We start from the raw sequence: 21,820 nt of genomic DNA on the forward strand, positions 1-21,820 counted from the left end.
ATGCAGCCCCGAGCCCGACGGGTAGGGGAACATGTCCAGAACGTAGTACTTCGGTCGATTCGGGTCGAAGCCCACCTCGCCGGGATTGTAGGCCTTGAAGATCCGCTGTTCGCGCCACTGTGCTTGCCAGCGCGGCTCGATTGTCTCGGGGTCGTATCCGTGTGACATGACCGCTTCACTCCTAGAGGCGATAGGCCTCGGCCTCGGGGTGTAGTGAACGATTTAACCACAACGGACGCCGCAGTCCACCCGGTCCCGGTGCCGGTCGGGTGGTGGCCAGCCATTCCTCGAACACCACACGAGATCGATTCGTATCGACGAAGACGTCTCCATAGGCGTCCCCCGCGTAGCCGCGTTCGACCGTGACCTTCTGATGCCAGCAGTGCATTCCGCTGATGGGATCGGGTTGGACGGCGAAGGTCAGGTTCTGATTGACCCCGACTTCGTCCCACCAGATGCGGCCCGTATCGTCGTCGCTGGACTCGAACGCCTGCACGCCGTGACGCTGACGGAACATGAAGGTCCCGTCTCGTCGTTCGATCTCGACGCGAGCCGATGACTGCCGCGCCCCCCCCGAGTCGGCATGCATCCTCCAGCGGCCCACATGATGCGAACAGGCGACGATGCCCGGGTGGATGCCCTCGGTGACCCAGGCCCGCAAGACGAAATAGCCGATCCTCGTCGTGACCCTGGCCAACGCGCCGTCGCGGAGTCCCATCCGTTCCGCGTCGTTCGGGTGGACCCAGAGGGGGTTGGTGTGGGAGATCTCCTGAAGCCACTTGGCGTTGCCCGATCGGGTGTGGATCAGGGTCGGCAGGCGAAACGTCGGTAGGAGAACCATTTCACCTTTCGTCTCATCCAGCTCGCGCCAGTGAACGTGGGAGCGGATGTAGTCCGGCACGGCCTGGTCCGTGTGCCCCCAATCGGCAAGTGTCGAGGAGTAGATTTCCAGTTTTCCCGTCGGCGTCTTGAAGCCGACCTTCTCGTCGCCCTGCCCGTCGCGCAGCGCCTCGTAACGTTGCTGACCACCGTAGGGAACCTCGTACGCTCCATAGCGCTGCATGAACTCGAGGGGCGTTCGCCCTTCGCTGCCGGCAGCTTCGGGAAGTCCCGGGACCTGGTTTTCGAAGATGTCGGAGAAGTACTCCTCGACGCTGATCGGCTCGCCGGGGTTCTTCTTCGATTCGTACCAGCGGCGGATACCACGGGAACCGTCGGGATCGATGCGGAAGGTCAGCGCGATCCAGAACTCGATCTCCTCCCAGACCTCTCCGGGATTGGTCTCGTGAGATTGGGACGATCCACGTCCCTCGAGCCGATGAAACTGGCGAAGGACCGGTTGGCGGAAACCGATCCAGGTTCCGGCGTGGGTCTCCTGGCTCATCAGGTCGTGACGCTCCGGGGCCAGGCCCATCGGGAGCACCCAGTCGGCCCACTGCGCCGACTCGCTCCAGATGGGGGTCAGGGCCACGTGACAACCGACGCGATTCTCGTCCTCGAGCATCTCGACCCAGCTACAGCCGTCCGGGTTGGTCCAGACCGGGTTGTAGACGCGGGTGAAATAAGTGTCGATCCGTTTGTCCTGTTGTTTCTGTAGATGAGGAAGCAGAAAGCTCATCTCGTAGTGGGCCAGCGGGTACTCTCGCGGCCAGATAAGGTCGTTCCAGCGATTCATCGAAGCCGGGTTCTCCGTCGGCTTTGGAACGAACTTGTCCCAACTGTTGGGATTGAGTCCTCCCGGAGTTCCAACGCTCCCGGAAAGGACGTGCAGGAGAAGCAGCGCACGGGCAATCTGCCAGCCACCGAGGTTCCCGCTGGCGGCGTTTCGCCAGAGGTGGGAGCAGAACTGGCTGCCGGCTGCGGCGATCTCGTCGGCGAGGATGTCGACGGTCTCTTCGGGGATACGACACTCTGAGGCGACGTACTTCGGGGTGAAGCGGGCATACCGCTGCTCGAGCAGCTCCAGGAACCGCTCGAATCCGCCGGGCCCCTCGGGGTCGAGAGCCGTGAGGAAGTCCTGCCAGTTCGTCCACCGCTCGATGAACTTGCGATCGATTCGATCGGTGGCCAGGAGTCGATGGGCCACCCCGAGCAGCAGGGCTCCCTCGCTACCGGGCCAACTGGAAATCCAATGGTCCGCATGGGTCGAGGTGTTGGAGAGACGCGTATCGATCACCGCCACGCGCATGCCGCTGGACTTTGCGTCGATGATCCGTTGTGCGTGGGGGTTGAAGTAGTGACCCGTCTCGAGATGGGCGGAGAGCAGGAGCGCGAACTTCGCCTGCGAGTAGTCCGGTGACGGGCGGTCGGCACCCTGCCACAGTGCAAACCCGGTTCGTGCACCGGCGCTACAGACGTTGGTATGGGTGTTGAATCCGTCGACCCCCCACGCCATCAGCAGCCGCTGGACGAAGTGGTCCTCGCCCGGTCGGCCGACGTGGTACATCACCTCGTCGTTACGTCCCTCGTCCAGCGCCTTGCGGATTCGTCCGCCGATGTCGTCCAGTGCCTCGTCCCAGCTTGCCGGTTCGAACTGGCCCGAGCCGCGAGGCCCGACCCGTTTCATCGGCGTCAAGATCCGTTCCGTGTCGTTGATCTGGTTCAGCGTGGCGGGTCCCTTGGCGCAGGTCCGCCCACGACTACCCGGGTGGGCCGGGTTGCCCTCGAACTTGCGGATCTCGCCGCTCTCGCGGTCGACGAACGCCAACAGCCCGCAGGCCGACTCACAGTTGAAGCAGATCGTGGGAATGCAACGGTAGTGTCGCTCGACCCGTTCGGGCCATGCGCCGGAATCGAATTCGGTCCAGTCGTCCCAATCCTCCGGCGACGGACCGACCGCGAGCTCCCATGGACTCTGGCGACGTGACGACATGTGACCGATTCTCCTCGAATCCTCTAGCTGATGGGTAGCGCCTGACCGGCCTGGACGAACGTGTCTTCTTCAAACCACAGGCCGACGAGCGCCAGGAGTCCCGCGAGCCCCCAGAGCCAGGGTGTGGAAGTCAACAAACAGAGCAGCGGGATCGCCGTGCCGACGACGACGCTGCCGATCCAACGTCGACGGGCCAGCGGCCCGCGGAGCAGGAGGCTCAGGACTCGCCGGTACTCGGCTTCACGCTTTGCAGGCGCCTGGAGATGTTCCAGAGGCAGCGCCGCCAGCCTTGCGCCCAGTGCGGCCATCGCCACCCAACGGAGTAACCTTCCACCCCCGGTGTCGTACATCCCGACCGCTTCCAACAGAATCCAGAGACTGGCGCCGGCAAGAACGGCGTGGACGATCAACTCCACGAACAGGCCGCGCCGCATCCACAGGGGGCGTCCGCGGGCCTGACCAAAGAGGAACGCGGTATAGCCGGCGGTGAGGACGGCGCTCAACGCCAGGGCGATCGTCAGGATCGTGAGGGTCACCGGCGACCATTCGAAACCCAGGAACGATCCCGCTCCCCAGACGGTCGTCAGCATGCCGAACCCCATCAGGACGACCGCACCGCGAGTCAACCACGAACGCCAGTTCGGGTAACGCAAGATATAGAGGAAGCGCTCCGGCCGTTTCAGGTCCGCGACCAGCAGGACCGTCGTCAGCGCCAGAAAGAGCAGCGCGAGGATCGACGCGACACGTCCCACAACCGCCAGAAACGGTAGCGCCGTCAGGACGACGCCGGCGGCGATGGACTTCGTCAGCATGTAGGCCGAGACTTTGCGTCCCCAGAGCGGCTTGTGATCGACGTCGTAGACGGTCCGCGATTCCGCGCGCCGCTCCATGGCGTCGAACTCACGGGACTCCATGTCGATGCCGGGGAGGCGGTTCGACCAGAGGAAGGGTCGCGAGGCGTCAGGCAATGAAGGATCGATGACATCTTCGGTCGCCTCGCGATACCAGACGTTGGGTCCGGTACCGGCTTCCAGCTTTCTTGCCGTCAACGTCCCTTCGCGTCTCATCGTCGAGACGACGCTTTCGGGATCGTGAAAATCCCCGGGGATGATCGCCTCGGTCGGGCAAACGACGGCACACGCGGGAGCCAGGCCCCTCTCTGTGCGGTGGGCGCAGAAGTGACACTTCTCTGCGACCCCGTGGTCGTCATTGATGTACAACGCGTCGTAGGGGCAACCCTGCATGCAACTCTTGCAGCCGATGCAGCGTTGCGGGTCGATGTCGACGATGCCGTCGTCGCGCTTGTCCAGTGCGTGAACGGGACAGATCTCAACACAAGGTGCGTCCGTGCACTGGTTGCAGCGGAGCACCCCGAATGAGCGTCTCACGTCGGGAAAGTTGCCGCGTTCCGTGTACTTGACCCACGTGCGGAAGCTGCCTACCGGAACATCGTTTTCCGCCTTACAGGCCACCGTGCAGGCATGACACCCAATGCAGCGACCGTGATCGATGACGAAGCCGAGTTGCACGAGCCCCTCCGGTGAAAACGCGCTGGGATCGTACCAGATACGGAGGTCGCGTCCGGTTCCGATGTTGACTGAAAATGGGAGATAATCGATGGATGCTGTCGACCAAGAGCTGGATCCGGATTGTCGCGCTGGGAGCCTCGCTCTCCCTGGTTGGCCTGCTTCTCGGAAACGATCTCGGTGGCTGGCTCGTCGCGGTGGGGACGATGCTCCTGCCGGGGGCGATCCTGGGGGTCGCGGTTCCACCTTCGCGCCGGGGCCGTGCAGGTCTTCTGCCGGAGGCGCTGGTCCTCTGTCTCGTGCTGGGCGTGACCATCTGGCACTGGTTTCCCGTCGGTCCAAGACTGTTCGGCTGGCCGCTGGCCACAGTATTCATGGCGTTGGCGTTGGGGGTCGTCCCGTTCCTGTTGACGGTCTGGGGTGCGATCGCCCGCTTCGGTGAGGACGACGAGGAAGGGGAGCCACTCCCGTGAGCGGGCCGTCGATCAACACGGCGATCGCCATGGCGCTGATCGTCTACGGTGCCGTCCTGGTGTTGATCGCCTGGGTCAGTGTCCGCCGTGTGCGGAGCCCACGGGACTTCTTCGTCGCCGGCCGTCGGGTGGGCTTGTGGGTCGTCGCGCTCTCGACGATGTCGACGGCGTTCAGTGGGTTTGTCTTCCTGGGAGGACCGGGGCTGACCTATCGCATCGGACTCGCCTCGATGTGGATCTCGCTCCCACTCGGCTTTACGGCGGGTCTGTTGTGTTGGGTTTCGGGGCGTCAGCTGCGACGACTCGCCGGGCGGCATGAGATCTTCACGATCCCCGACGCGATCGCCGTGCGGTTCGATCATCCCCCCGCGACCCGGCTGGCGGCCCTTGCCGTGGCGGCAGGGTCGATCGCCTACCTGGGTCTACAGATCCGGGCCCTCGGCATCCTTGGAACCGGGTTGCTCGGATTGGACTCGCCGCTCCCCGTGATGTTGATCGGGCTCGCCATCATCGTCGCGTATTCGGTCGGTGGCGGGATGGTGGCCGGCGTCTACACGGACCTCTTCCAGGGTTTGTGGATGCTCACCGTCGCGTTGCTTCTGGGCCTGCTTGCCATTCGCGCACCGGGAGGTGTCGTCCGCATCGGCGAGACGCTAGCGGTAGCGGCCGAGTTCGGAGAGTCGTTCGTTGACCCCCGTCTCGGTGGCCGAGCGATGCTGATGCTGGGGTTCTTCATGGTCTTCGGCGTGGGTGTCCTGGGACAGCCCCAGATGCTGCACAAGTTCTTCATGGTTCGGGACGAGGTCCAGCTGCGGTTCATGCCCGTGATCCTCGGGGGCAGTCAGGCGATCTGTCTTCTGATCTGGTTTGGTATCGGACTGGCCGTGCCGGCGTTGGTGGCGCAGGGGGCGATGACGGCACCCTCGCCCGTAGATCATGCCTCGCCCGAGTTCCTTCGCCAGCAGACTCCCACCTTGCTCGGCGGTCTGGCGGTGGCGGGGATCCTCGCGGCGATCATGTCGACGGCCGATACCTTCCTGCATCTGGCGGCGACGGCGCTGGTCCGGGATCTTCCCCGGAGTTTCAGGCGACCCGTGTCCAATGAGATGCGCGCCGTTCGGTGGTTGCTTCCCGTTGTCGGACTGGTTGCCGCCGCCTTCGCGATCTGGTTTGGAGATCTGATCGCGATCCTCGGTGCGTTCGCGTTTGGCACCTTCGCGGCGGCCCTCATGCCGGTGATGGCGATCGGTTTTCACTGGCGACGCGTCGAGGGACGTGCCGTGTCGGCATCGATCGCCACCGGCCTGTCGGTCCATCTTGGGTTGGAACTGTTGAACCGCCAGACCGTGTTCCCGGGTTGGGTGCCACCGCTCGCGCCGGGTGTCATGCCCGCGGCCATCGCGATGGCCGCGTCGATGCTCGTGCTGATCGTCGTCACCGGCGTCCGGACCCCTCGGGCCGCCTCGGGGCTGGTATCCTCACGGTCATGAGGTTCTTTCTAGCCCTGTTTCTGATGTCGCTCGTGGGTTGCGGTGACAGTCGCGTAGAAGACAATCGACTGGCCGCGATTCGCGATGCGGAGGATCGTCGGGATGTCGATGCTCCGGCGCTGACGGTGACGTCCGCCGATGAGTCCCCGACGGTTCGAGAGCGGGTTTATCGTGCACTTGGACGGATCCAGGATCCTGCCGGGTTGGAGCGATTGCTGAGGGGCCTCGACGACGACGAATCCACGGTCCGCCAGTCGGCTCTGTTCGCCATCGGCCAGCTCGGGCTTGCCCGTGGCGCGGTCGTGGATGCGACGGCGGTCGAGACTCTCGGTCGACGGGTTGGCCCCGTCGAAGGTCGATCTCTCGATGAGCGTGTCGCCGCTATCGAGGCCCTCGGAAAACTTGCGCCCGAGAATGCCGAACAGATCCTCCTGTCGCTGTTGGAGGATCCGTCTGCGGCCATCCGGGCCGAGACCGTTGACGCGCTCTTCCGTTTCCGGTTCGTTCCGACGTGGCGTGGGCAGAGCGATGTGCCTCCGGAGTGGAGCGACATCACCGTTCGTTCGCTGGCGCTGAGTTTGCGCGATCCCGATGTCGAGGTGCGTCGTCAGACGGCCCATGCGGTCTCGCGATACGGGGAGCCGCGTGTTGTCGATCTCCTCGGCGGATCGATCGCAGCGGTACTGCAAGATGACGACACGCTCGTACGACTCTGGCTTGTTCGAGGTCTGGGCCGAATCCCGGCACCGGCATCGAGCACCGTCCTCTCCGTGTTGGGCGATGCCTGTGGCGACGCCGAGCCATCGGTTCGAGTCGAAGCGATGGCGGCACTCGCCCGCCTGGGTGAAGCGGCTGCGATCCCGGTCGGTCTCGCCGGGGACACATCGTTTCATGTGCGTCGCGGGTGGGCCAACGCCGCCGCAGGGGCGGGTCAAGAAAGCGTCCTGCCGGCGCTGACGGGACTTCTGCTCGACCCTTCGGCGGAGGTACGTGCCGCAGCGGTGGCAAGCTTGATCCAACATTCGGAGACGACCCCACCGGCGGAATGGGAGACGTGGATCGCGGATCCGACATGGCAGGTTCGCGCCGCGGCGGCCGCCGCGGCCGGCTCGTGGGAGTCGGATCGAGTGCAGCATCTCGAATCGGTCCTCGCCGATCCCGAAACGCGTGTCCGGACCGCGGCGCTGTCCGCGCTCTCCGGGCTGGATGGGATCATGCCGCATATCGTGCGGGCGCTGAACGACGACGATCTGGCCATCCGCGCCACCGGCGTGACGCTGCTGACGTCCATCGAGAACGAACAGCGCGTCGAGCTCCTGGGGGACGTGCTCCGACGGTCTCCCGGCGACGACTGGGTCGAGGTCCGGGAGGCGGTCATCGCGGCCCTGGCAACCAGCGACGACCCGGCAGCGGCTGTGATCCTGCGTGACGCCGCAAGCAACGACACGGCGTCTTCGGTGCGAGCGGCGTCCGCGGGTGCGCTGCGTCGACTGGGTGTAGAGCCGCCGACACCGTCGGGCAGTCTCGAGACGGCTACGCCGTCGCCGTGGATAGGGCAGACCTTCCGCTCGCCGCCGCGGGTTCGGCTGGAGACCGATCGCGGCGTGATCGAGATGCAGACCCTTCCGGATGCGGCACCGATCCATGTCGCGCATTTTGTCGAGTTGGTCGAACGCGGTTTTTACGACGGGCTGATCTGGCATCGAGTCGTCAGCAATTTCGTCGTGCAGGGCGGAGATCCCCGGGGGGATGGTTGGGGCAGCCCGGGCTACTCGCTGAGGGATGAGATCTCCCGGGTGCGTTTCCGGCGTGGGACCGTTGGCATGCCGAAGGCCGGCAAGGACACCGGAGGCTGCCAGCTATTCATCACCCACGTTCCGACGCCGCACCTGGACGGCAACTACACCATCTTTGCCCAGGTCGACGTCGGGATGGAGGTCGTCGATCGGTTGCAGGTCGGCGATCGTATCCGACGAGCCAGGGTGAGCGACGGACCACGAGGCCCACGGAGATGAGTGACGACACGCGGAAGATCCACGATGCCCTGTCGCGGTTGATCCGTGATCGCTCGCGGCTGAGAAGCGGTGGCTACCTGATCGAGGGGATGGCGGACTCTATCGATCTTCAGATCCGCTGGCCCCTCAAACCCGCGGAGCAGGATCCCGTCGTGTTCGGCGACGCGCTCACCGAGGCGGTAGACGCCGCTCTCGAGGAACTCATCGCCCAGCGGAGCGCGCTCCGGCCGGGATACGCATACTGTTACGCCTGCGACGGAACCGTCTGCGAACACGCCACGCCTCCGGACGCCCGTCACATCCTCGAGAGTTACGACGTCACCGGTCAGCCCCGTTGGACGGAGTTCTCCAGATTCTGTCTGGAGCGTCGTCACGCGGAGACCGATCGTCTGTTCGGGCGCGAGTCGGCCTTCATCACCTGGGTCCAGGACGAGCAGCAGCTCAACCGTCACCTGCCTTCGACCTTTCGCCGCGCTCCGTTTCGCTTGTTCGGGCAGGTCCTCGCCGGGTTCTACGACGTCGTCCCATCCGGCAACGGTGGTCGCTCGGTGCTGGCATTGACCTGCCAGATTGCGGGGTTTCGCAGTCGACGGGGTGCCGGCCGACTGGTTCTGAATCTCATCGCCCGTACCCCCGAGGGTGAGCCGGTCGAGATGCTGTGGGAGCGGCAGCAGGCGCTTCCGTGGCACAACTCGATTCGTTGGGCCCAGTCGGCCCTGCAGACGCTGCGAGGCTCACAACAGCCGGGATTCGATCAACGGATAGCCGGAATCCTCACTGGGTTGTCGCGACGTCTCCAGCGGGATCGTCGTTCACGTCAAGGCCGGACACGACACGCGGAGCATCGCCACAGTTCGCGGGAGCGTCCGACTCGCAAGGCGCTCGACGATCTCTCGATCGCGAAGACCGAGGACGCCTTCGTCGACGAGGGACAGGGGACACAGATCATACTTGGCGAGCGCGGACGCGCCCATGTCTTTAGCCCGCAGGGGAGACACGTGACCAGCATCCGCTATCGACGGGAGGCGATTGAGCGCAAGGTACGACAGGAACGCTGGCGACCCGCGTCCACCAGCGAACTTCTCGCGCTACAACAAAGAGTGGCTCAGGCTCGAGATTAGAAGAGGCTCGGTGCCGCTTCCGAGTTTGACTCATCCATCAGCACCAACGCTGCCACGCCGATGCCGCCGGCGATCAGCCACTTGGCCCATGTGGCCATGCCGCCCGTGGTCGCCTGCCCGGGCGCCAGGACCTGCGTCGGTAGCTTGTCGTTCAGCGTCAGGGCGACGGGTTGGTTGTCGCCCGCGCCGATGGCCATGTTGTCCGATGCGAGGAATGCCCCGCCATCGGTTTCAGCGATCAGTGCGTAGTCGCCGGCCGGCGCGCCTTCGATACGAAACACGCCCGTGTCATCCGTGGGCTCCGACGCGAAGGTCTGTTCGGAGACCGTGTCGACGAGAACGATCACGGCGCCGGTGTGAGGCGTCACTCCGTCGCTCTGGACGACCTTTCCGGAGAGTCGGCCGGTGGCGGCGTCAAGGTCCGCCGCCAGCAGCGGAGATCCAGCGACAAACGTCGCGACGCAGACCGTCAAGAGTAAGGCAGTGAGTTTGCGGACCGCTGCGAACGACATTGTGCGAGGCCTCCGTGTTGACAATGAGGTGCCATTTTTACGGAGGGCGAGGACCGCTGTCAAGACAGACCGCACGCGGCTAAGGTGATTCGGGCCGCAGGGGGGCTCGATCGCCGAGAACGGCGGATTTAAGGGGTCGAGGCGGAGGCGCTGCTGCTGCCGCCGGAGACCAGGAGCAGGAGCGCTCCACCGCCGCCGGCCAACACCGCGATCCCCTTGGGCGAGGTCCAGAAATTGGTGGCCGTCACGTTGCCCGAGACGATGGCCGTGCCCGTGGCGGCCTTGTCGACACCCGGGAAGCTGCGGTCGGGTGCCAGGGTGCCGGGCGATGCCAGCTTCAGGTCGACGTTAAGCGTGTCCGACGGGGGAAGGTTGACGACCGAATTGGTCACGAAGAACTCGCTGCCGCTCTCGATGGCGATATCGAAGTAGCCGTAGGGCAGGCCGGCTGCCTCGAAGCTGCCGTTTCCACGGCTGGTGGCCTCGAAGGTCTGCTCCGTCGACAGATGGAACAGTTTCACCGTGGCCCCGACCAGGGGAGACCCATCGGACGCCATCAGCTTGCCCTTGATCGTCGACAGATCGGCGGTCGACTGGGTCCCGTCGGTATCGGCGGCCAGCGTGACCGGCATTCCGACCAGACAGACGACCAATAACGAGGCCAGGCTACAAGATCGTAATCGTTTAGAGCGATGCATCAGATAACCCTCACGATGAAAGAGACCCCAGGTCTCCGCATCCAATGTAGGTTCGGTTGTTTTTCGGCGCAAGCGCCCCACCGAGGTGGCAGGTTTACTGGCGCAGGAGGCCATATTTGAAGATACACCAGAGAGCGGCCATCCCGTCTCGCCAGTTGATCTTCTTGCCCTCTGCGTAGGTGCGCCCGGAATAGGAGATGCCGACTTCATAGAATCGAACGTTCAGCCGGGAAATCTTGGCGGTGACCTCGGGTTCGAACCCGAAGCGGTTTTCCTCGAGCTGAATCTGACGCAGCAAGTCCGTTCGAAAGAGCTTGTAGCAGGTCTCCATGTCGCTGAGGTTCAGATTGGTCACCGCGTTGGAGAGCAACGTCAAGAAACGGTTGCCGACGTAGTGCCAGAAGAACAGGACGCGGTGAGCGTCTCCGCCGGAGAACCGCGAACCGTAGACAACGTCGGCACGATCTTCAAGGACCGGCTCCAGAAGACGGACGTACTCCTTCGGGTTGTATTCGAGGTCGGCGTCCTGGATGACGGTAAAGTCTCCGCGAGCCTCCGCGAATCCACGCCGCAGCGCGGCACCCTTGCCGCGGTTTGTCTCCTGACGGAACTGACGGACCTGCGGGTGTTCGTCGAACTCATCCAGGACGGATGCGGTTCCGTCGTCGGACGCATCGTCGACGACGATCAACTCGCGATCGACGCCCTCGGGAAGCGGGGCGGCGAGAACTCGTTCGATCAACGCACGGATCGTCGCAACCTCGTTGTAGGCGGGAATCACAATACTGAGAAGAGGCATCCGACACTCCCGAACAGATCTAGAAGGTTACCACGCGACTATTCCGATGCTCCGGTCAGTCGCTTCAAGGCCGTTGCCGACTCACGATCCTCAGGATCGAGAGAGCGGATGCTGCGCCAGTGTCGTAAGGCGACGCCCGAGCGACCTTCACGCTCTTCCAGTTGTGCGAGTCGTTTGAGAATCTCTACGCGGCGATTCGGTAACGCATCCGGATGTCCGAACAGTGCCCCGAGCCAAGCGTCTCGGGCGCCGTCGCGATCGTCGAGGGCCAGCAGTCCGTCGCCGCGAATACGCAGAACGAACAGGCTGTCGCCATCCAGTCGGTCCGCCGACTGCAGGTCTCGGCGGGCGGCGATCGGATCGCCCAAAGTCGCCTCGATCCGTCCGCGCAGTGCATGTAACGGGGCGGCGGCACGTGTCTCGGGGAGTCGTTCGTCGGCCGGGAGCAACCGTCGGAGCGTGAGATCGTCTCCCGCACGATTGACCTGGAGGGCCTCCGCGACGCGAGCCGCGAGGAAATCCGGCCAGCGCCGGCGAAGCTGCGCCATCACCGGGAGGGAACTCTTGCTGCGGCCCTCCCGGCGCAGGCGTCCGTACCAGGCGAGCCAGGCTTCGGGATCATCCGGAAGCGCGTCGTCCAGTTCGCCTGCGTAGAGCCAGGGTTCGATCTCCAGCAGGAGTCGCGCCGCGGCCGGGGCGTCGAACTGAAACATGCGACGGACCAGTGTCACGCTCGTGTCGCGGTCGCCCGTCCGAACCAGGGTGCGCGCGGCGATGCGGAGCGTCGGCACGGTGACCGGGGCCAGGGCGACCGCCTGTCGTGCATGGAACGCTGCGGCCCGTGCGTCGGTCGCATCCCGTCCGAGGTCAAGCAACAGGGCGCCATACTGGGCGCGACGACGAGAGTCCAGCGGACGCTCGACCAGCGTTTCGCGAAACTCCCGGAGCGCGGCCTGCGTGGCCGGCGAACGGCTACCCTCCGTCAGCGAAAGCCGGCCGATCTTCTCGGCTTGTTCGCGGGTGTCGACTGTCTGCCTTGCGATGTCCGCACCGAAGATTGTCGCGAGCGCCGCGGTGGCGAGGAGGGTCAGCGCGATCCACAGGGGACCGCGGCCATCAGGGCGACCGGCCTCACTCCGCTCGTCGATGAGCGTCAGCTGCGGTTCTTGCATCGCAAACCCTGAAGCGCCCCGGCGACGACGGCGACCGCCGCAGCGTTGGCAGGAATATGAAAATTGAAATCGACGATGGCGTGGGCCGCCGCCGCCAGAACGCCGGCCGCCGCGCCGCAGGCAAGCAAGCCGTGGCGGCCGGAGAGTCCATCGTAGGCCGCCAGGAACAGTGGGCCCAGAAAGAGGAGGAACCCCAGGAGACCCAGAAGCCCGCCCTCGGCGAGGGCCTGCACGTAATCGTTGTGTGCATGGATATAGAACAGACGCACCTCGGGTGAGCGGAACAGCGGGAACGCCGTCGCAAACGTGCCGAACCCGCTCCCGGTCCAGGGCAACTCTCCTGCCATCGTCAGCGAATCGCTCCAGACCTGCAGGCGACCTCCGTCGTGAGCGAAGATCTCGTCCGACTCTGCGTAGCGATCGATCAGCCGCGCCGACCCCAGCGGGACGAACACGAAACCGACCACCAGCAAGAACGCCACGACCCCGATCCAGATTCGACGCCTGCCGCTCTCTCGATACGCCCGCCACACCACCCAGGTCAACGCCGGAAGCGTCACCGCGATGCCCGCTCGCGACATCGACAGCATCAGACCGCAACCCCCGAGTGCCACCAGCAGTCCATACCAGAGGTGTCGGCTTCCGCCTCGCCCGAGGAAGCCGCTGATCCCGGGCCCCCGTCGACGACGTTTCAGGAGGTCGCGCAAGAACCAACCGACGGCGCAGGTGAGTGCGATCGTGAGGTAGCCGGCGAAGTGATTCTTGTTGACGAAGGTACCGGTTGCGGCGTCGAGGTAAGCCCGCTTCGGGACGTTCCAGATCCGATCGATCCCCGAAGCAAGCACCACAATTCCATACACACTCTGCGCGGCGGCGGAGAGCAGGAATGCCAGGGCGATGCGGCGAAACCCCAACGTGGCTCCCACGGTCAAGGCGACACACCAGAGCGCTGCATACGCGCCACCGGTCCGCAATGCCGACGCGGTCGCGGCCGGATCCATGGACAGCGTTGTGGGTTGAGTCGTCTGGAGGGCATCGACACCGAGCGCCTTCGTCTCGGCCATGGCTATCTCGGCCGGAGGTTGAGCCGCCACCCGAACCGACGCCGTCCGTGGTGCGATCCACCCGACGATCGTACTCCCGACCGAGACGATCTGAAGCGTGGCGAGACCGAGTAGCAGAAACAGGCCGACGATCTGCACGCGACCCGGTGCCGCTTGGGTCAGGCTCCGACCCCGCAAACCCCAGACAACGAGTAACGCATAGGCCGCCAATTCCAGTGCGAGCCGACCGGCAGGGATGACGCTACCGAAGGGGAGTGGAGCCAGGACCACCACGGCGCACAGGCCCCACTGGAGAAACCGCAACGAAGGATCGACACGCTGGGACGATCGGCCGCTCACGGGGAGGCGCCGGCGGCTAGCCGGCTGTTCCGTCGGCCCGAGGGGAATCGTGGCTCTCTGTGTTGGTGTCGTACCGCCCGTAGTACCGATAGCCGTGGACCGAAGAGCCGTGAAGGGATAGATCCAGATCGTTGAGAACGACACCGATCTGACACGCCCCGGGTTGTTCGAAGCGTTCGGCGGCAAGACGCATCGACTGTCTCGGGGTTCGCGATGCGCGTACCACGAGGATCGCCTGATCCATCGAATGGGAGATGATGACCGGATCCGAGACCGAGAGCGCCGGCGGACAGTCGAAGACGATGTGGTCGTAACCCGCGGTCAACAACGCGTTGCCGAGTTCCTTGAATCGCTCCGAGTTCAGAAGCTCCGAGGGGTTCGGCGGTATCGGTCCGCTCGGAAGCAGATCCAGGTTGGGGATCTGCGTCGGTCTTACATCCGCCGTCGCGGAAGGCTGCAGCCCGGAGAGGAAGTTGCTGACCCCGCGTTCGTTGGAGAGGTTGAGCGGCTTGTGGAGTCGCGGGCGCCGAAGATCCGTATCCACCAGGATGACGCGACGACCCAACTGGGCCAGGACGATCGCAAGGTTGATGGCGGTTGCCGTCTTGCCCTCTTCCGGCATGGCGCTACTGACCATGATCTGTCGTGGGGGCTGCCCGGGGTTCGAGAGAAGAATCGAGGTCCGGAGCTCTCGGTAGGCCTCCGAGACCGACGAGCGCGAATCCAGATGAACCGCAAGATCGACGGGGATCGCCGCGACCGGCTTCTGATCGGTATAGCTGCCGTCGTAATGAGGGATCATCGCAAGCAACGGTCGAGAGATGATCCGCTGGAGTTCTGCCGGAGAGCCGATCGTGTTGTCGAAATAGTCCAGCACGAATGCCATGGCGACGCCAAAGCCCAGACCGCAGAACAGAGCGAGGACCAGGTTCAGTTTGGTGTTCGGACGGAACGGCTCCCGGGGGGCTCGCGCCGACTCCATGACGCGGATGTTCGTCGAAGTCTGGTCGAGATCCTTCAGCCGCGAGGAGAGGGCCATCTGATTCTGGCGACCGATCAGGGCGTTGAGCGTCTCGCGCTTCTTCTTGACATCGCCATGGAGATTACTGAACTCCACCGAATCCCGTCGTAGCTTCTGAGCACGGGTCTCCTGCTTCGCGAGAAGCGCATCGATGCTGGCGAGCCTCTGGCGCGACTCTTCGAAGGCTCCGAAGCGAGCCGCACGGATCTGATCGACGATGCGCCCCGTCTCCAGTTCAAGTCGATGGTTGGACTGCTCGAGTTTCGAGGTCAGTGTTTCGACCTGCGGCCACTCCTCGCCGAATCGGCCGGTGATCTCCGACAACTCGGCCTCGTACCCGGCGGTCTCCTCCCGCAGCCGGGAGATCAGATCGGAGCTGCGAACCTCCGCGATCGATTCGGGATCGGCCTCCTGGATGGACAACCATGCGGCCTCATCGCGGGCCAACTGGGTCTGCGCGTCCGTTCTCTGTCGGGAGACATCCTGCAGGGCCGCCATCGTCAGGTTGCTGCTGTCGTCGATGGAGATGATCCCCTTGATCTCACCGTAGTCCTGCAGGGTCTCCTCGAGAGCGGAGATCTCCGTCTTGAGATTCGCGACCTGCTCGACGAGGAACTCCTCGGCCTCCCCGGTGGTGGAGAACTGCGAGTCGATCGTGAACTGCACGTAGGCGCTCGCCACGGCGTTGGAAATTTCCGCTGCGACCTCGGGGTCCGGCGAGACGTAACTCACCTGGACGAGGTGCGACTTTCGAATCGGGTTGATCTCGAGGCCGATCTGAACTTGCGTGGTCGCGATGTCGATCGGGTCGACCGGTTCGTCGTCGCCTCGGCCGAAGCGGGGGATCCACGATGTCAATCGTTGCCGTAGACCCGGCTTCGAGGCCGCCGCCTTGAATTCGGGGTGGCTGTTGAGCCCGTGACGCTCGACCGCACGACGGGCGACCGGTTCACTCGCAAGGATCTTGTATTGCGTTTCGTAGAACTCGGAGTAGGCGACCCAGCTGGTGTCAACGGTCGAGAGTTCGCGGAAGGTGAGGATGTTCGGATTCTGTCGTTCGATCTGGAGCGTGACGGTCGCACGGTAGAGCGGCGTCAGCATGAAGTTGCCGATCAGGACGGCCACGAACACTCCGGTCACCGCAAGGTAAACGACCCACCGTCGTCGAACGATGACGGACCAGTAGTCCAGTAGGTGACGGCCGTGGCCGAGAGACTCCATTAGAAATACGCCTCCGGAACGAGGACGATGTCGTCTTTCTGTAGGAGAGGATCTTCGGCCTTACCACGCTTGACCTTACGCAGGTTGATGAGCATCGTGCTGCGGTTTCCGGCCTCGTCTGTACGGATCACCTGCACTCGCTTGTCCGCCGCACGTTCGGTGGTCCCGCCGGCAATCGTGATCGCCTTCAGAACCGTCACCGGCTCGTCGCGGGGGACATCATATTGATTGGGTGTGTTGACGGCGCCGGAGACGAAGATCCGCACCGTCTGCAGGTTGGGGACATAGACGATGTCGTTCGGTGCCAGCGGTACGTTCAGCGACGGGTCCGCCTGATAGACCAACTGTTCGAGCTCAATCGCGATGCGACGCGTCTCTCCGCCGTGTTCCCGGCGAAAGATGAAGATCTGCTTGCCCGGATCGACGTCGAGGCCGCCGGCCATCGAGATCATCTCCAGGAGCGTCTTCTGACCGAGCATCTCGAAGGTTCCGGGCTTCTTGACGGCGCCACTGACCGCGATCTTCTTCGACTCGTATTCCTTGACGAAGACGGTGACCTGCGGGTTCCGCACGTAGCGATCGGCCAGCAGGCCGGCGATCAAGTCTTCCAGTTCGCTCTTGGTCAAACCGGCCACGGCCAGTCTTCCGAGCAGCGGAAGCGAGATCGAGCCGTCCTCACCCACACGGACGGTCTGAGTCAGCTCCTCGACGTCGAAGACCTCGATCTCGAGCAGATCCTGACGACCGACCCGGTAGTCCGAGATCCCGGAGTTGAACAGCGGCGTTCCTGAGTCCTGGACGGCGTCGGTGACCGGTCGGGCCTGCAGGACCAGTGGCTCTTCGGCCATGGCCATCCCGATCGACATGGCGACGACACAGAGCCAGGATGTCATCAGCAGCAGGACGAACCGGAACGAAGATGAACGCATCAGGGGATTACCTTTCCCGGCCGGGCCGGCGTGCGAAGCAGTATAGCGGACGGATCTCTAGAATCCGACCCTGGCGCCGATCCCGACGGTGTTCTGAGTCTGGTCGAAGCCGGCTTCCGATGAGTCGCGCTCGTAATGGCCAAAGGTCAGGCGATAAACTACTTCTCGGCCGAGCGCGTTCTCCGAGAGTCGAAAGAGAACACTCGCCTCGTAGCGTCGGATGTCGTCCTCGCGACCCACGCCACCGGTTTCCGGAAACGTCAGGCTGCCGAAAAGTCCGTAGGCTTCCATGCCGAACAGCCGGTTGAGGTAGTGGGTCGCACGCGCACTGACCCGCGTGTCGAGGTAGTACGAGTTGGCACCGTAAACGGCGAACGAGGGCTTCCGTTCGCCCTCGAGGGTCATCCTCGTACTCCGGCCGAGTCGGTGGACGAGCTCGAACTCGCCGATCACTTCGTTGAGGTCCGGGAGTTCAGGGCTGTTGGCGTCGATCCTCCCCAGACCCAGGAGGAAGGTGCCCGACAGTCGTCCGCCTTCGTCCAGCGCGATTCCTGCCAACACGCGCCGTTCACGGGTGTCACGGTTCACCGGCGATCCCATAAGGATCGCGTCGGTGTCGAACTCGATGTCCCGTTGCAGCGACTCGAGCAGGATCTTGCTGCGACCGCCAACAAGATAGCTTGCCTCGAGACGGGCGCCGTGCGAGCGACGATCGAGACGCTCGGAGATACTCTGCCCGTTGAGGATCGCGTCCTCGTCTTCGTGGGTGAATCGATCCGTCGTCAGCCCCAGTTCGACCTCGGTGCGCCAACTGGGCCGGAAGATCAACCCGCCCCGTAGTCGTTGACTGATCTGGAGCGGGCGCAGGTCTTCCTGGTCCTGTGGGCGTTGGTGGCTTCGCGCATGCTCACCATCGACGAACACGCCGAAGTTGCGAAACGGAACGGTCATCCGGGCGCGGCTTCGCGAGTCCAGATAGTTGAGGTCCGTAAACGTCTGGTACGCCCGATAGTCAAACGCCTGGCGGAATGTGAGGAACGCGGAGGATCCGATCAGGACGAGCCCGTCGAGTTTGGGCGTGAGGGTGGCTGTCAGATCCGAAGAGCGGTCGCCGCTATCAAAGAAGATGTTGTCGTCGTAGCCAAGATTGGACAGTTCGATGCCCGGACGTACCCGGAACGGACCCCAGCGAAGATAACGTTCGAGGTCCGGCGGTTCGAGCTTGTCCGCGGCGAACAGCGAGCCCGTCGCGACGGTCAACAGAACCAGTAATAAGCCGGGTCGTTTCATTGCTCGACGAGTCTAGGAGGGGGGTCTCGGACCGTCAAGTCACGGGGTCTGCTACGATCCACCGCGGCATGGGTTCTCTCGATTTAACAGGCTCCGGCAACATCTATCGCTGGTTCGCTGCAGCCGTTCTGCTGTTGGCGCTTCCCCTGGGATTCGCGATAGCAAGATCGCCGTTGCTCGCCTCGGCCATGCTGGCGGTCGCACTCGTTGGTGTCGCATGCGCCGTCTGGCCGCGCTTCGAGGTTCTGATGCTCGGCGCTTACCTGCTGTTGCAGGACCCGATTCAGATCCTCGTCGGCGGGGACACGCCCGCCGCGCTGGCATTCAAGCGTGCCGATGAGTTCATCATCCTCGCAGTGGCGGCCGTGGCTCTCCTGGGTTTCGCGACCCGGAAGACCCTGGCCCATCGTCACGTCCTGTTAACGATGATCGCCTGCGTGTTGCCCATGCTCGTCTCGACGGCGATCCAGGGGCGCCACTGGTTGCCGGCCGGCATCGATCTCGTGCTGGTCTGCAAGCCATTCCTGCTGTTCGTGATCGGGGCCAGCATTGCCCTGGACGAGACCCATCTCGAACCGCTCGTCAGGCGGCTGTGTTGGATCCTCACCGCGATTCTGTCTCTAGCGTTCATCTTTCTCGCGTTTCCCGAACTGCAATACCAATACCTGGGTTCCCTCGATCGGGTCGAAGAGCGTATGGGCCTGAGGGCGGCGCAGGGTTGGTTTATCGGCACCAGCAGTTACGCCTGGTTGGCCGTCGCGACATTCTGTTTCAGCTACGCGTCGTATCTGTCCTATCGGCGTCCCGCCCATCTGGTGCAAGCTGTGTTCTCTGCACTCTGTGTCACGCTCACGTGGCGTCGTAAGTCAATGCTCGCGGTGGCGGTCATTCTGTTGTTGCCGCTGTTCGTGAGTCGAGTACGACAGACACGCTGGCGAGTCGTGTTGCTGGGCGGGCTGGCGATCATCGTGCTATCGACGCTTCTTGCCCCGTACGTCTCCGCGCTGACCAAGCAAACCGTCGACGAGTACGGTAGCGACGACCCTTTTGCGACGGGGCGATCGGCGTTGTATTACACGAGCGGTCGCATCGCGTGGGATCACTTCCCGTTGGGCACCGGCCTGGCGTCGTTCGGCTCCCACGCATCTCGCATGTACTACAGCGACGTCTATCACCAGTACGGCCTATCCAAAATGTACGGTCTGTCGCAGGCGAGTCCGTATTTCATCGCGGACACCTACTGGCCGATGCTTCTGGGGCAGGGTGGAGTCATCAGTGCCCTGGCGTTCTTTATCCTGCTGTCGATCATCGGTGTTGTTGCGGCTCGACACCTGATGCGGAGCGGACGCGACCTGTGGATGCCGCTGGTCGTCCTGCTGCTGGTCGCCGGTTCTCTGGTCGAGTCGGTCGCGAGTCACTTCTACGGAAGCTCGCTGCAGGCGGCGACGGTGTTTGTCGTGGCCGGTCTCTACTGGCGGGAGCGCGCGACGCGCTAGCGCGTGGGCCGGCTAGCGCGCGCCACGAGCCAGGACGACCGCCGGAATCGTCCGCAACAGGATACGTAGGTCGAGCGCAAGCGACCAATTATCGATGTACTCCAGGTCGAGCTTCATCCAGTCGTCAAACAGGATCCGGTTGCGACCATTGACCTGCCAGAGACAGGTCAGCCCCGGCTTCATCGACAATCGTCGACGCTGCCAGCGCTCGTAGAGTTGAACTTCGTCCCCGAGTGGGGGACGCGGGCCGACGAGGCTCATCTCGCCACGCAGGATGTTCCAGAGCTGCGGAAGTTCATCGATGCTGAACTTGCGGATCAATCGTCCGATCGGCGTGATGCGTGGATCGGCGGCGATCTTGAACACCGGGCCCTGCATCTCGTTCTGCGCCTCCAGCTCCGCTCGGCGATTCTCGGCATCGATGTACATCGAGCGAAACTTCAGCATCTGGAACTTTCGGCCATTGAGTCCAAGCCGTGCCTGACGGAAGAGCGCGGGACCACGGCTGGTGGTTTTCACGAGGATTACCGTGGCGAGCATGATGGGTGAGATCGCGATCAGTAGCGCCGCGGAGATTCCGATGTCCATGCAGCGCTTCAGGAGTAGGCCGAACGCATCGCGCGGCGTCGAAGCGAAGGTCAACATCGGCATGCCATCCAGTTCGGTCGGGTAGGCCCGAGCGAGCAGCGTGCGTACGAAGTCCACCTTGATATGCACCGTGACGCCGACCTCCTCGCACCATGCGATCTCCTGATGGCAACGAAGAAACACCTCCGGGGAAACGACGAACAACACCTCGTCGACGACCTCGGTCTCGATGATCGCCTTCAGGTCGGCCAGTTCCCCGAGGATCGGGACGGCTCCTTCGTCGGCGACTTCATCCTCGGAACGCAGGTGTCCAACGACTCGGAGGCGAAACTCCGGGTGGGTGTCCAGCAGCCGACGCATGGCCATCGCGTCGTGCCCGACACCGACGACCAGAAGGTGTCGTTTGCGGTCGGCACGCGCGTTCTTGCGCCGGCCCGCATGAAACCCGATCCAGTGGGCGATGACCAGGAGGACCAAGCCGTAGCCAAGGAACATGAAGAAGACGGCACGGGAGAAGCTCTTGGCCTGGAGGAGAAAGATCGTCGTCCCGAGGAACAGGGCCTGATAAAGAAACGGCTTCGTGACACGGCGTATCACCACCAGCAGTGGGCGGGTGCCACCGGGTGCCGGGCGTCGCACCCGACGATCGAGAGCCCAGTACATCGGCACGGCGAGCGCCAACAACCAGATGTGCGCAAACAGGTCCAGGACCTCGGGGCGTTCCTGATAAAGGAGCGGGCCGTACGAGCGGGTCACGAAGGCGAGAAAGAACGCCAGGCAAAGAAGGAGACCATCGAGGATCGACTGCAGGTATTCTGATTGCCGGGCTTCCTGGCCTAGCATTCCTTGGTCTCCATTCGACCGCTGAAGCGGGAGGCGAGAACGATCCAGCCGAAGCGGAGATTCCCGATCAGATACCGTTTCCACAGACGACGCGGCTCCTGAAGCAGTCGATAGGCCCATTCAAGACCGACCCGTTGCATCCAGCGAGGTGCCCGTCGGACATTCCCTGCCCACACATCGAACGAACCGCCGACGCCCATCGAGAAGATCGAGCCGAGGACCGACCGTTGCTGATGAAGGAAGCGCTCCTTGCGCGGACTCGGCATCCCGACGAACAGGAGTCGTGCGCCGGATTCGGCGACTCGACGCGCCGCTTCGTTATCGTTGTCAAAGTACCCGTCGCTGCTCCCG

17 protein-coding genes are annotated in these 21,820 nt (G+C 63.8%); 5 read left to right on the forward strand and 12 right to left on the reverse strand.

Annotation, left to right across the window (positions count from 1 at the left end):
• Positions 1-181: 181 nt before the first annotated feature.
• Both OES25_15725 and nrfD read right to left on the reverse strand, forming a co-directional pair.
• A complete protein-coding gene (locus tag OES25_15725; GenBank protein ID MDH3629089.1) occupies positions 182-2,872 on the reverse strand; it encodes a molybdopterin-dependent oxidoreductase in 2,691 nt (896 codons plus the stop codon).
• Between the two features lie 23 nt (positions 2,873-2,895).
• On the reverse strand, positions 2,896-4,401 hold the full coding sequence (gene nrfD / locus OES25_15730) for a polysulfide reductase NrfD (protein MDH3629090.1): 1,506 nt from the start codon (positions 4,399-4,401) through the stop codon (positions 2,896-2,898).
• Between the two features lie 92 nt (positions 4,402-4,493).
• Between nrfD and OES25_15735 the strand changes: the two genes are divergently transcribed.
• The 4 genes from OES25_15735 to OES25_15750 are packed head-to-tail and all read left to right on the forward strand — an operon-like array spanning position 4,494 to position 9,497.
• Positions 4,494-4,871, forward strand: coding sequence for a hypothetical protein (locus OES25_15735; GenBank protein MDH3629091.1), 378 nt, complete (start codon positions 4,494-4,496; stop codon positions 4,869-4,871).
• The gene (locus tag OES25_15740; GenBank protein ID MDH3629092.1) at positions 4,868-6,361 is read left to right on the forward strand and encodes a hypothetical protein; all 1,494 of its coding nucleotides are present in this window, start codon (positions 4,868-4,870) and stop codon (positions 6,359-6,361) included. The genes OES25_15735 and OES25_15740 overlap by 4 nt, the downstream gene beginning before the upstream one ends.
• Entirely contained in the window at positions 6,358-8,376 is a 2,019-nt protein-coding gene (locus tag OES25_15745; protein ID MDH3629093.1) for a HEAT repeat domain-containing protein, read from the forward strand. Before OES25_15740 ends, OES25_15745 begins: the two co-directional genes overlap by 4 nt.
• Entirely contained in the window at positions 8,373-9,497 is a 1,125-nt protein-coding gene (locus tag OES25_15750; GenBank protein MDH3629094.1) for a hypothetical protein, read from the forward strand. The genes OES25_15745 and OES25_15750 overlap by 4 nt, the downstream gene beginning before the upstream one ends.
• Here OES25_15750 and OES25_15755 read toward each other — a convergent pair.
• The 8 genes from OES25_15755 to OES25_15790 form a co-directional block, all read right to left on the reverse strand.
• Positions 9,494-10,009, reverse strand: coding sequence for a carboxypeptidase-like regulatory domain-containing protein (locus tag OES25_15755; protein ID MDH3629095.1), 516 nt, complete (start codon positions 10,007-10,009; stop codon positions 9,494-9,496). The two genes, OES25_15750 and OES25_15755, sit on opposite strands and share 4 nt — an antisense overlap.
• Positions 10,010-10,137: 128 nt before the next feature.
• Positions 10,138-10,779, reverse strand: a complete 642-nt coding sequence (locus tag OES25_15760; protein ID MDH3629096.1) for a carboxypeptidase-like regulatory domain-containing protein — start codon at positions 10,777-10,779, stop codon at positions 10,138-10,140.
• 22 nt (positions 10,780-10,801) lie between these two features.
• The gene (locus tag OES25_15765) at positions 10,802-11,506 is read right to left on the reverse strand and encodes a glycosyltransferase family 2 protein (protein ID MDH3629097.1); all 705 of its coding nucleotides are present in this window, start codon (positions 11,504-11,506) and stop codon (positions 10,802-10,804) included.
• A gap of 38 nt (positions 11,507-11,544) precedes the next feature.
• Entirely contained in the window at positions 11,545-12,678 is a 1,134-nt protein-coding gene (locus OES25_15770) for a hypothetical protein (protein MDH3629098.1), read from the reverse strand.
• Positions 12,660-14,081 carry an O-antigen ligase family protein gene (locus OES25_15775; GenBank protein ID MDH3629099.1) on the reverse strand — a complete coding sequence of 474 codons (1,422 nt, stop codon included), beginning with the start codon at positions 14,079-14,081 and terminating at the stop codon, positions 12,660-12,662. The genes OES25_15770 and OES25_15775 overlap by 19 nt, the downstream gene beginning before the upstream one ends.
• Before the next feature lie 16 nt (positions 14,082-14,097).
• Positions 14,098-16,323, reverse strand: coding sequence for a polysaccharide biosynthesis tyrosine autokinase (locus OES25_15780; protein MDH3629100.1), 2,226 nt, complete (start codon positions 16,321-16,323; stop codon positions 14,098-14,100).
• Positions 16,323-17,252: a polysaccharide export protein gene (locus OES25_15785; GenBank protein MDH3629101.1), complete on the reverse strand. Its 930-nt coding sequence runs from the start codon at positions 17,250-17,252 to the stop codon at positions 16,323-16,325. The genes OES25_15780 and OES25_15785 overlap by 1 nt, the downstream gene beginning before the upstream one ends.
• A 57-nt stretch (positions 17,253-17,309) precedes the next feature.
• Positions 17,310-18,542: an outer membrane beta-barrel protein gene (locus tag OES25_15790; GenBank protein MDH3629102.1), complete on the reverse strand. Its 1,233-nt coding sequence runs from the start codon at positions 18,540-18,542 to the stop codon at positions 17,310-17,312.
• Between the two features lie 68 nt (positions 18,543-18,610).
• On the opposite strand from OES25_15790, the gene OES25_15795 reads away from it, so the two are divergent.
• A complete protein-coding gene (locus tag OES25_15795; GenBank protein MDH3629103.1) occupies positions 18,611-20,038 on the forward strand; it encodes a hypothetical protein in 1,428 nt (475 codons plus the stop codon).
• A 12-nt stretch (positions 20,039-20,050) separates the two neighbouring features.
• On the opposite strand, the gene OES25_15800 is transcribed toward OES25_15795, so the two are convergent.
• Both OES25_15800 and OES25_15805 read right to left on the reverse strand, forming a co-directional pair.
• On the reverse strand, positions 20,051-21,469 hold the full coding sequence (locus tag OES25_15800; protein MDH3629104.1) for a sugar transferase: 1,419 nt from the start codon (positions 21,467-21,469) through the stop codon (positions 20,051-20,053).
• On the reverse strand, positions 21,463-21,820 hold a 358-nt coding region (locus OES25_15805; protein ID MDH3629105.1), incomplete at its 5' end, for a WecB/TagA/CpsF family glycosyltransferase. The genes OES25_15805 and OES25_15800, both read right to left, overlap by 7 nt.

This window comes from Acidobacteriota bacterium (assembly GCA_029861955.1).
Taxonomy (GTDB): domain Bacteria; phylum Acidobacteriota; class Polarisedimenticolia; order Polarisedimenticolales; family Polarisedimenticolaceae; genus JAOTYK01.

Coding starts and splice junctions, on each gene's coding strand:
- OES25_15725 (MDH3629089.1), bottom strand. CDS start 2,872: ATGTCGTCACGTCGCCAGAGTCCATGGGAGCTCGCGGTCGGTCCGTCG.
- OES25_15735 (MDH3629091.1), top strand. CDS start 4,494: ATGCTGTCGACCAAGAGCTGGATCCGGATTGTCGCGCTGGGAGCCTCG.
- OES25_15745 (MDH3629093.1), top strand. CDS start 6,358: ATGAGGTTCTTTCTAGCCCTGTTTCTGATGTCGCTCGTGGGTTGCGGT.
- OES25_15750 (MDH3629094.1), top strand. CDS start 8,373: ATGAGTGACGACACGCGGAAGATCCACGATGCCCTGTCGCGGTTGATC.
- OES25_15755 (MDH3629095.1), bottom strand. CDS start 10,009: ATGTCGTTCGCAGCGGTCCGCAAACTCACTGCCTTACTCTTGACGGTC.
- OES25_15765 (MDH3629097.1), bottom strand. CDS start 11,506: ATGCCTCTTCTCAGTATTGTGATTCCCGCCTACAACGAGGTTGCGACG.
- OES25_15770 (MDH3629098.1), bottom strand. CDS start 12,678: ATGCAAGAACCGCAGCTGACGCTCATCGACGAGCGGAGTGAGGCCGGT.
- OES25_15780 (MDH3629100.1), bottom strand. CDS start 16,323: ATGGAGTCTCTCGGCCACGGCCGTCACCTACTGGACTACTGGTCCGTC.
- OES25_15785 (MDH3629101.1), bottom strand. CDS start 17,252: ATGCGTTCATCTTCGTTCCGGTTCGTCCTGCTGCTGATGACATCCTGG.
- OES25_15790 (MDH3629102.1), bottom strand. CDS start 18,542: ATGAAACGACCCGGCTTATTACTGGTTCTGTTGACCGTCGCGACGGGC.
- OES25_15795 (MDH3629103.1), top strand. CDS start 18,611: ATGGGTTCTCTCGATTTAACAGGCTCCGGCAACATCTATCGCTGGTTC.
- OES25_15800 (MDH3629104.1), bottom strand. CDS start 21,469: ATGCTAGGCCAGGAAGCCCGGCAATCAGAATACCTGCAGTCGATCCTC.